A 7,920-nucleotide genomic window follows, 5' to 3' on the forward strand; every position below is an offset into this window, starting at 1 on the left:
CCCAACTGTCCGCTGACCGATGTCACCAGTGTCAAAAGCGCGGTGCTCGAGGAGGTCACCGCGGCCGGCCTGCAGGCCCGTTTCGTCGGGGGGCACCCGATGACGGGAACCGCACACTCTGGCTGGGCCGCTGGTCACGCACGGTTGTTCACGGGGGCGCCCTGGGTGATCGCCGTAGACGACCACGTGGACCCCGCGGTGTGGTCGATGGTGATGACGTTGGCGCTGGACTGCGGATCGGTCGTGGTACCAGCAAAATCCGACGAGCACGACGCCGCCGCGGCCGCCATCTCGCATTTGCCGCACTTGCTTGCCGAGGCACTGGCCGTCACCGCCGGGGAGGTTCCGTTGGCCTTCGCCTTGGCCGCGGGCTCCTTCCGCGACGGCACCAGGGTCGCGGCCAGCGCACCGGATCTGGTCCGGGCGATGTGTGAAGCCAACTCCGAGCACCTGCTGCCCACGCTGAACCGTGCCCTCGCACTGCTTACCCGCGCCCGTGATGCGCTGGCAAACAACCACTCGGTCGCCGAGCTTGTCGATGCCGGCCACGCCGCGCGCACCCGCTACGACAGCTTCTCGCGACCGGAGATCGTCACCGTGTTCATCGGCGCGGAGAACTGGCGCGACGAATTAGCCGCCGAGGGTCGAGCGGGTGGTGTGATCAGATCCGCTCTGCCAAGCCTGGGTAATCCACGATGAACCCGTCGGCGTCGACCGTGACGGTGGTCTTGGCGACCGGCGAGTGCAACTTGATGCCCTGGCTGCGGTCGCCGGTGCTGGTGTAGCTGACTGTAGCCGCGTCCACCGACATCTCGGGCAACCGCACGTAGACCATCGGCAATGTGATCGACTCGGCATGCTCGTGTAGGCCACAGCGACGAATCGGCAACGCGTTGAAGAACGGACTGAACACCACGTCGACGTCCAAGGCACCGTCGTAGGCATGACGCGACTCGCCGCGGTGATCGGTCACCAGCCACATGTTCTCTTCGTCACGTGCAACGGAAAGCTGCCGTTCCCGCTCGGCCAGCGTCACGGTCAGCCCGAGCCGCTTGGTGGCGCCGGTCTCGTCGGTCTGCAAGTCGTAGAAGGCGCCGAACGCCGGATTTGCTTCTGTGGCGGCCGCCACAATGCGCCCATTAGCTTTAATTCGCCTGCCCGACAACTGGACCCGCACCGACTCCATCCGCGAGGCGTCGTGCGCACGCCAGGTCAGCATTGCCGACCAAACTCTCTGCGTCGCATCCGATGCGCGGTTCACCCGTATACGGTAAGCGACCGCTCTTCTGGTGTGCAGCCCGGTAGCGGCCTCGGTTCATCCGGGAGCCGGCACCGGTTCAGCCTCTCCGCTCACCCCGTAGCCCAGCGGCCGTTGCGGCACGGGTTCGCCGTTTCTCAGCCGCCTGCTGAGCCGACCGGTGCCGGGAACCGACAGCCACACCGCGAACGCCAGCGCGGCATCGAAGATCAGCGCCAGCGCGGCCACCATCAGCGCACCCACCACTGCGATGTGGAATTGGCGCACCTTGATGCCGTCGATCAGATAGCGCCCCAGCCCGCCCAGACTGGCGTAGGCCGCCACCGTCGCGGTGGCAACTACCTGAAGCGTCGCGGTGCGCAGGCCTCCGACGATGAGCGGCAGCGCGTTGGGCACCTCGACATGCATTAGCACCTGCGTTTCGGTCATGCCCATGGCACGCGCAGCGTCGACAACGGTGCGGTCGACGTTGGAGATGCCCGCGTAGGTGCCGGCCAGCAGCGGCGGGATACCCAGCAGCATCAGCGCCACGATCGGCGGGCCCAGACCCAACCCCCACCACAACACGCCCAGCAACAGCACGCCCAGGGTGGGCAGCGCGCGCAGCCCATTGACGATGCCCACCACCACAAGCGTGCCGCGACCGGTGTGGCCGATGATGAGCCCGATCGGGATCGCAATCATCGCCGAAACCGCCACGGCCGCGGCGGTGTACTCCAGGTGCTCGAGGGTGCGGGCCGCCAACCCGACCGGCCCAAGCCAGTTATCGGCGGTAAAGAGATAGGACAACGCCTGAGTCAGGTAATTCATCGCGCCCCGCCAACGATCGGTGCTCTGACCTGACGTCGCCTGCCGGGATGTGACGCGCGTTCCCAGGGGGTGGCCAGCCGGCCGGCCAGCACGATCAACATGTCCAGTACGACCGCGAGCGCGAAGATGGCGATGATGCCGGCGACGATCTGGTCGCTCTTGTTGGCCTGATATCCCTCGGTGAACCAGGTGCCCAGCCCCCCGATGCCGATCACCGCACCCACCGAGACCATCGAGATATTGGTCACCACAACGACGCGCAGACCGGAGACCAACACCGGGATCGCCAGCGGCAGTTCGACTTTCACCATCCGGCTGAGCGCATTGTGACCGACTGCGGTGGCGGCGTCGCGGACGTGTGCCTGCACCGCGTCGAGCGCTTCCAGCACCGCGCGTACCAACAGCGCGGTGGCGTAGAGGGTCAGCGCGATGATCACGTTGGCTTCGTCGAGGATTCGGGTGGGGATGATCAACGGCAGTACCACGAACAGCGCCAGCGACGGGATGGTGAACACGACGCTGGCGGTGACGGTGGTCAGCCGGCGCAGCACCGTGTTGCGCTGCACCAGCACGCCCAGCGGCAGCGCGATCGCCAACCCGATCAGCACCGGAATGAGCGACAGCCGCAGGTGGATGACGGTCAGGGCGCAGGCGGCGCTGAGGTGGGTCATCAGATAGTGCATCTCAGGCCTGACGGTGAGCTTCCAGGGCGGCCAGCACGTCGGTGGCCGATACTCCGCCGATGACTTTGCCCCCGCTGTCCACGGCCACACCGATGGCCGATGGCGAGGAGATCGCCGCGTCCAGCGCCTGGCTTAGGTTCCCTTCGAGGCGGAATGACGAACCGACTGCGGTCACGCTGTCGGGCAAGGACGCGCCGCCTCGGTGCCGCCGCACGCCTTCGGCGTCGATCCAACCCAGCGGAGCGCCATCGTGGTCGACCACCAGCGCCCAGCCGTTTTGAAGGACCGCGGCGCCGACCTCTGAAAGGTGGGACTGGGGGATCTGCGCAATGTCGCGCAGGGGCAAATCCTTCGCCTCCAGGCGCTGCAGCCACCGATAGCCGCGGCCGAGGCCCACGAAACCCGACACGAAATCGTTGGCCGGGCGCGACAGCAGCCGCGCGGGTTCGTCGTACTGCTGTAGCGAACCGCCCGGCCCGAACACCGCGATCAAATCCGCCAGCCTGACCGCCTCGTCGATGTCATGTGTGACGAACACGATGGTCTTGTGCAATTCGCTTTGCAGCCGCAGTATTTCGCGCTGCAGTTCCCTGCGCACCACCGGGTCGACCGCGGAAAACGGCTCGTCCATCAACAGGATCGGCGGGTCAGCGGCCAACGCCCGTGCCACCCCGACGCGCTGTTGCTCGCCGCCGGAGAGCTGCGCCGGGTAGCGGGTCGCCAGCTTGGTATCCAGGCCGACCTGTTCGAGGACCCGGTAAGCGGCCTTGCGCGCTGCCCGACGGGACTGACCCTTGAGTATCGGCACCGTGGCGACGTTGTCGATCACCCGTTGATGCGGCATCAGCCCCGCGTTTTGGATGACGTAACCGATACCGAGCCGCAACTTCACCGGGTTGACGCTGGATACGTCGGCGCCGTCGACCATCACCGTGCCAGAGGTCGGCTCGATCATCCGGTTGATCATCCGCATCGATGTGGTCTTGCCGCAACCGGACGGTCCGACGAAGACAGCCAGCGCGCCTCGCGGCACCTTGAGGGTTAGGTTGTCGACGGCCACGGTGCCGTCGCCATACACCTTGGTGACCTTCTCGAAGCTGATCAAGACGAGCCCAATCCAGCTGTCATTGCCTGATCGGATGGCCGAAGCCGTTGTCGCGCACCCATTTCCGCGCGGCCTCGTCCGGGTCGACACCGGAGTTACCCGATACCGAGGCGTTGAGGTCGGCTAGGCCGCGGGTGGTCAGCTTGGCCGACACCGCGTCCAGGACATCTTTGAGATGATCTGACTTCTTTTGCGAATTCACCAGCGGCACAATGTTTCCCGCAAGGAAGTTGTGCTCCGGGTCCTCCAGTACCACCAGGTGGTTCTGAGGTATGGCCGGAGAGGTACTGAAGATGTTGGCGGCGGTGACGGTGCCGTCCACCAGTGCGCGCACGGTCACCGGCCCTCCACCGTCGCTGATCGCGACGAAGTTGACCGGGCTGATGTCAAGCCCGTACTTCTGTCGCAGACCGAGCAGCCCGGCCGGTCTGGTCTGGAACGCCGACGGGGCGGCCAGCTTCACTTCCGCTGAATGCGGCGCCAGGTCGGCGATCGTTTTGAGGCTCCACATCGCGGCGGTCGCCGCAGTGACCGTCACCGTGTCGGTGTCTGAGGCGGGTGACGGCGTCAAAATCGACAAGTCGCCGGGCAACCGCTTGTACAGCTCCAATTCGACAGCGTCGAGCATGGTGACCGTCGCATCCGGTTGAAAGTACAGCAGCAGGTTACCGATGTACTCGGGCACCAAGTCGATGGAATGGTCTTTCAATGCCGGAATATAAGTCTCGCGGCTGCCGATCCCCAACCGGCGTCCCACATCGAAGCCGTTGGCTTGCAAGGCTTGTGCATAGATTTCGGCGACGACCTTTGACTCCAGGAAGTCGGCGGAGCCGATGACGATCGATTTCATGCTGCCGGGCATCGCCCCGAGCGGGTTGGGGTTGCCGCAAGCGGCCACGAGCCATCCCGCCACGACGAATGCCGCCGTCGCGCCCCACGCCCGCCGCCACAGCATCGTCATATCAGCCGACATTAGCCGCAGAAACTATGTGCCGGCGCTCAGAGCTGGCGCGCGGCCAAGTTTGTGGCGCGTTCGGTTTCATTCTGTGCGGGAAAGGGCAAAGATGACACCATGAGCAGCGATCGCCCCGCATCGCCCGAGCAGCCACATCCGGCGACGCCAGCCGCCGGCCAGGTGCCCGTGGCACCGACCACGCCGGAGTCGGCCAGATTCACTCGCGCCGCGGCGCTGTGGACGTCGCTGATCGTAGGCTTCCTTGTTCTCATCGTGCTGCTGATCTTCATCGCTCAGAACACCGCGTCTCCGCAGTTCGCCTTCCTCGGTTGGCGCTGGAGCATGCCGCTGGGCGTGGCCATCCTGCTGTCGGCAGCATGCGGCGGCTTGATCACGGTGCTCGCTGGTACTGCGCGGATCTATCAGCTTCGCCGCGCGGCGAAGCGAGACCTCATGACCCGTAGGTAGCGGCCTGTTACCAGCGCCTGTCCCGGGGCAATAAGTCCCACACGTGTTCCGTGCAGTTGACGGTCAGCACGGTGGCCTGACCGGAGCGCGAGAACAGTAGCCGGGTCACCGATGCATAGTCAATCGGAAACGACAGCAGCCGCTTGGTTCCCAAGATCTGGTGCAACACCACGTTGATCACCCCGCCATGGCTGAACACCGCCACGGTGTCCTCGTGATCGGCGGCGGTGACGACGTCGTCGACAGCGGCGCCGACCCGGGCTTGGAAAGCGTGTTCGTCGACCGAACTCGGCAGATGCCCCTCGGCCATGCGAGCCCACTCCTGCGGGTTCTCGTCGCGGATCTGCTCGATCGGGATGTAGACCGGCAGGTGGCGGTCGTATTCGGCGAAGCGGTCGTCGATGTCGACGGCTAGATCGCGCGCCGTCGCCACCGGTTGTGCGGTCTGGATGGCACGCCCTTGCGGACTGCTGACCACGCGCGAGATCGGATACCTGGCCAAGGCGTCGGGCAGCCGTGCGACTTGTGCCAACCCTTCCTCGGACAGCTCCGGGTCGGATCCCTGTCCGGGTTCGCTCCGGAGTGGCAAGGCATGCCGGACCAGAAGCAGTTGCATCGTCTTCCTGTCGTCGCGTAGTGAACCAAGCCATTAATTCACATGCGATTGCGCGGGCCACGCGCTGCGTTTCGGCTTTGTACTGAGCGCGCACGAATCCGAGCGTTGACGCAACCGAGTCGCCGAGCTGCGCGCGAAGCAGCGCGGTTGAGCTGAGGTGCTCAATCGCACTGGTGCGCAGTGGTGTTAGCTCTCGGCAAGCGTGCCGTGCAGCGAATTCTTGGCCTCGGTGAGCGCGGCTAACACCTTGCCTCTGACTTCGGCGAGCTTTGCTTTCTAGTCGTCGGTGCCAGACCAGGTGATCGTCCGCGCCAGCCCGGCGACTTCGCGAAGTTCCTTGCGGATCTTGAACACGTCGCCGAACCGAGCGGCGCGGGCCAGGAAAGCGTGTGCGGTTTCACTGCTGATGCCCCGCCACGCCAATACGTTTTTGCCGAGCTCGGTAAGCGCGACCACGCCGTCATCGACGGTCACTAAACCGCGACCCGCGAGTAGTCCGATGGCCAGCTCCACGACTTCCTGCGGCGGGCTGAACGCCCCATCGGTCGCTTCGGAGGTACGCTGCACGATCTGCGCGGCGTCGGCCGGACCGTCAAGCAGCAGCGCCAGCGTGCCAAACGCTGCCCGCTGCAGGCCGAAGCGTGGCCCACCAAAACCGGGACCACCGAAACCAGGGCTGCCGAAACTCAAGCCGGGCCCACCCCAGGCAGGCCCACCAACGCCGGGGCCACCGAAAGCGGGGCCGCCAAATCCGGCCCCGCCAAACCCAAAGCCAGGCCCACCAAAGCCGGGGCCGCCAGAGACCATATCTGTTTTCCTTCCGTATGTGATACCGCCTCACCGCCGGTGAGTCAGCCGAGGTGTGCCGATAAAAGCCAGGCCGCAACGGACTTGCGGCCATTGGGTGCGTCTTCGATCTTCATGTGCGGTGCGCCCGGCACCTCGGTGTAGCCTTCGGGCCACATAGCATAGATGCGGGCGGGTTTGATCTCGTCGATCACCCAGTACTTCGAGACCACCTGTCGCAGTTCGTCTTCGGTGACCGCATACGGTGGACCCTCCGGGATCGCGGCCTTGTCGAAGACCAGGACGAAGTAGGACGCACCCGGTGCCGCTGCGCGGACAATCGACTGCTGGTATCCCTCTCGTGCCTCGACCGGGATGGAATGGAACAAGGTGCTGTCGACGATGGTGCCGAACCGCCCGTCATAGCCGGTGAACGCACTGATGTCGGCCACCTCGAAGCTCGCGTTGGTCAGGCCGCGCTTTTCCGCCTCACGACGGGCCAAGTCGATGGCGGTCGGTGATGAGTCGAGCCCGACCGTGGTGTAGCCGCGTTCAGCGAGATAGAGCGAAATGGCGGCTTCCCCACAGCCGACATCGAGCACGTCGCCGTGAAACTTGCCGGCCTCGATCAACGCGGCCAGCTCCGGCTGAGGTTCGCCGATGCTCCACGGTGGGCGCACTCCCTGCCCGAGACGTGTGGATTCGCCGCGGTAAACGTCATCGAATTCGAAATCAACTGGTTGAGTCATGCGATCCTGTCTATCAACCTACTTGCTATATGTCAATATGTTTGACATGAACGAGTACGAGGATCAGCCGTTGGGCTATCTGCTCTATCGCGCGATGACGGTGCTGCGGCCGCAGGTAATGGCGGAGCTGGGGCCACTCGGGCTCGGGTTGCCGGAATTCGTGTGTCTGCGAATCCTGTCGATGTTCCCCGGTCAATCCAGCGCCGAGCTCGCCCGGGCCACGAATGTGTCACCGCAGGCGATGAATCTGGTGCTGCGCCGGCTTCAGGACATCGGCGCGGTGACACGGCCGGATACGGTGTCGTCCGGCCGCGCGCTGCCAGCCCGGCTTACCAGCAAGGGCAGAGCGCTGTTGAAGCGCGCCGAAGGGGCCGTGCACGTTGCCGACGAGCGGCTCCTGGCCCACCTCACGGCCGCCGAGCGCCGCGAATTCAAGCGGCTTCTGCACCAAGTGGGTTCCCAACCGGCCGATGGCACCGCCGCTTCGCCG

At 65.3% G+C, this 7,920-nt stretch carries 8 protein-coding genes and 3 pseudogenes (1 of these 11 only partly in view); 3 read left to right on the plus strand and 8 right to left on the minus strand.

Annotated elements, in window-relative coordinates; genetic code table 11:
• A pseudogene (locus ACFE99_RS09325) lies at nt 1-699 on the plus strand (prephenate dehydrogenase); it begins 241 nt to the left of the window's first position.
• Here ACFE99_RS09325 and ACFE99_RS09330 read toward each other — a convergent pair.
• From ACFE99_RS09330 to ACFE99_RS09350, 5 genes are all read right to left on the minus strand, one after another.
• A complete protein-coding gene (locus ACFE99_RS09330; RefSeq protein ID WP_375484585.1) occupies nt 662-1,219 on the minus strand; it encodes a putative glycolipid-binding domain-containing protein in 558 nt (185 codons plus the stop codon). The pseudogene ACFE99_RS09325 and the gene ACFE99_RS09330 overlap by 38 nt on opposite strands.
• A 96-nt stretch (nt 1,220-1,315) precedes the next feature.
• Nucleotides 1,316-2,068 (minus strand): ABC transporter permease, encoded by a 753-nt coding sequence (locus ACFE99_RS09335; RefSeq protein ID WP_375484539.1) that lies wholly within the window; start codon nt 2,066-2,068, stop codon nt 1,316-1,318.
• Complete coding sequence (locus ACFE99_RS09340) at nt 2,065-2,751, minus strand: ABC transporter permease (RefSeq protein ID WP_375484541.1); 687 nt, start codon at nt 2,749-2,751, stop codon at nt 2,065-2,067. The genes ACFE99_RS09335 and ACFE99_RS09340 overlap by 4 nt, the downstream gene beginning before the upstream one ends.
• Before the next feature lies 1 nt (nt 2,752).
• The gene (locus ACFE99_RS09345) at nt 2,753-3,856 is read right to left on the minus strand and encodes an ABC transporter ATP-binding protein (protein ID WP_375484543.1); all 1,104 of its coding nucleotides are present in this window, start codon (nt 3,854-3,856) and stop codon (nt 2,753-2,755) included.
• A gap of 19 nt (nt 3,857-3,875) precedes the next feature.
• Complete coding sequence (locus tag ACFE99_RS09350; RefSeq protein WP_375484545.1) at nt 3,876-4,817, minus strand: ABC transporter substrate-binding protein; 942 nt, start codon at nt 4,815-4,817, stop codon at nt 3,876-3,878.
• Between the two features lie 111 nt (nt 4,818-4,928).
• On the opposite strand from ACFE99_RS09350, the gene ACFE99_RS09355 reads away from it, so the two are divergent.
• Entirely contained in the window at nt 4,929-5,279 is a 351-nt protein-coding gene (locus ACFE99_RS09355) for a lipopolysaccharide assembly LapA domain-containing protein (RefSeq protein WP_375484547.1), read from the plus strand.
• Between the two features lie 7 nt (nt 5,280-5,286).
• Here the strand turns inward: ACFE99_RS09355 and ACFE99_RS09360 are convergent, their stop codons facing one another.
• The 3 genes and pseudogenes from ACFE99_RS09360 to ACFE99_RS09370 all read right to left on the minus strand — a co-directional run bounded on the left by ACFE99_RS09360 (nt 5,287) and on the right by ACFE99_RS09370 (nt 7,430).
• Nucleotides 5,287-5,895 carry a histidine phosphatase family protein gene (locus ACFE99_RS09360; RefSeq protein WP_375484549.1) on the minus strand — a complete coding sequence of 203 codons (609 nt, stop codon included), beginning with the start codon at nt 5,893-5,895 and terminating at the stop codon, nt 5,287-5,289.
• A 186-nt stretch (nt 5,896-6,081) separates the two neighbouring features.
• Nucleotides 6,082-6,702 (minus strand): annotated as a pseudogene (locus tag ACFE99_RS09365) (hypothetical protein).
• Nucleotides 6,703-6,746: 44 nt separating this feature from the next.
• Nucleotides 6,747-7,430, minus strand: a complete 684-nt coding sequence (locus ACFE99_RS09370) for a class I SAM-dependent methyltransferase (protein WP_375484551.1) — start codon at nt 7,428-7,430, stop codon at nt 6,747-6,749.
• A gap of 37 nt (nt 7,431-7,467) precedes the next feature.
• On the opposite strand from ACFE99_RS09370, the pseudogene ACFE99_RS09375 reads away from it, so the two are divergent.
• A pseudogene (locus ACFE99_RS09375) lies at nt 7,468-7,890 on the plus strand (MarR family winged helix-turn-helix transcriptional regulator); the annotation flags it as partial.
• Between the last annotated feature and the right edge of the window lie 30 nt (nt 7,891-7,920).

Origin of the sequence: uncultured Mycobacterium sp. (genome assembly GCF_964249325.1) — a bacterium.
Taxonomy (GTDB): Bacteria; Actinomycetota; Actinomycetes; order Mycobacteriales; family Mycobacteriaceae; genus Mycobacterium.